The organism is Parafrankia sp. Ea1.12 (assembly GCF_900465275.1).
Lineage (GTDB): Bacteria > Actinomycetota > Actinomycetes > Frankiales > Frankiaceae > Parafrankia > Parafrankia soli.
On record NZ_UBIZ01000132.1, the window covers coordinates 1 to 1,271 of the forward strand.

Annotated in this window: 2 protein-coding genes; both read right to left on the minus strand. The window is 70.7% G+C overall.

Features of this window, described 5'->3' with window-relative positions:
• A partial coding sequence (locus FMEAI12_RS37685) for an HNH endonuclease signature motif containing protein (protein ID WP_235013643.1) occupies positions 1 to 668 on the minus strand: 668 nt, incomplete at its 3' end.
• Positions 568 to 1,113 (minus strand): hypothetical protein, encoded by a 546-nt coding sequence (locus FMEAI12_RS37690; RefSeq protein WP_235013644.1) that lies wholly within the window; start codon positions 1,111 to 1,113, stop codon positions 568 to 570. The genes FMEAI12_RS37690 and FMEAI12_RS37685, both read right to left, overlap by 101 nt.
• Positions 1,114 to 1,271: the final 158 nt, after the last annotated feature.

A 1,271-nucleotide genomic window follows, 5' to 3' on the forward strand; every position in this document is an offset into this window, starting at 1 on the left:
CCACCCCCTCCCGCCGTGCCAGCCTTGTGTTGCGGTTCGACGTATGAATGTGGGTGGGTGACGCGCGTCGCCCCGAACGGGCCCGTCCAGACGAACGTTCCTTCCTGTGGTTGTGTCAGCCGCCAACGGTCGGAGTACTTCAGGCGGTGGTGCTTGCGGCATATCGGCCCGAGGTTCCGGGTGAGTGTCGGCCCGCCGGTCGTGTGCGCCACCGTGTGGTCGATATCCGCGCGTCGCGACGTACGGGCGCATCCCGGGAAGACAAAGCCACGGTTCCGTGCCCGCACATGCCGGGCCTGAGCCGCGGTGGGTAGGCACCGGTCCGCGATCTCGACGAGCGTGCCCTGAGGGTCGGTGAGGATTCGCCGCCATGTCGATCCGGGCCGTGCGGCCATCTCCCGGGCCACCGCCGCGGGAACCGGACCGTACCCGGGGATCTCCCCGGGATCCTCCGCCAGGCCCAGCAGCACCGTCACCGGCACCACGACCCGCACCTCACACGCAAGCGGCACCGCATGCTCAGCCCGCCCACACAGAAGATCGACGAGGACGTCCGCGCGGATCTGGTCACGGCTGCGGCTGTCCCCGCCGCCTCGGTGCGCGGCGATCCCCTGGGCGATCTGGTCGACCCGCTGGTAGCAGGCGGTCGCCTCCTCGGCGGGCAGCACCGCGGAGGAGGCAACTGGCCCCCTCCTCCCCCGGCGAGACCCACACCCGCCGTTCCTTCCTCCGGGCCCGCGCGCGTGCGGCCGCCCCGGCCGGATCCACCGTGTGCACGGCACGGCGGCACGCATCCGTCGCGTGGGGCAGCCGGCGCGCCACCGTGCACGCGAACAGCATCTGACCCGCCGCGGCCTGCGAGGACACCCCCAGCACCGCCGCGACGTCCTCCGGAGCGAACTCGTCGAACAGAACCTCCCGGCCGGCCGCCGGCGGCCGCAGGTCGGCGAACTGCGCCAACAGCCCCAGCAGGTCCGCGTTCCCCGCCGCTATCAACCGGACCGCCGCACCGATCCGCACCAGCAGCCCACGCACCCGCCCCTCGAACACCCCCTCCGTCTCCGAGAAGTCACGGGAACCGGAACCGTCCTCGTCGACCTTCGCACTCCGCACGGCATTCATGGCACCGACACCCACCCCACCATAGGATCGAACACACGTTCGACCATAAAGGTGTGTGCGCCACCCCGACAAGCACGAACCCGACGAGACCACACCAAGTTCACATTCGGCCCGGGAAGATTTCTCGTTGCGAACAGCCGGCGGACTCT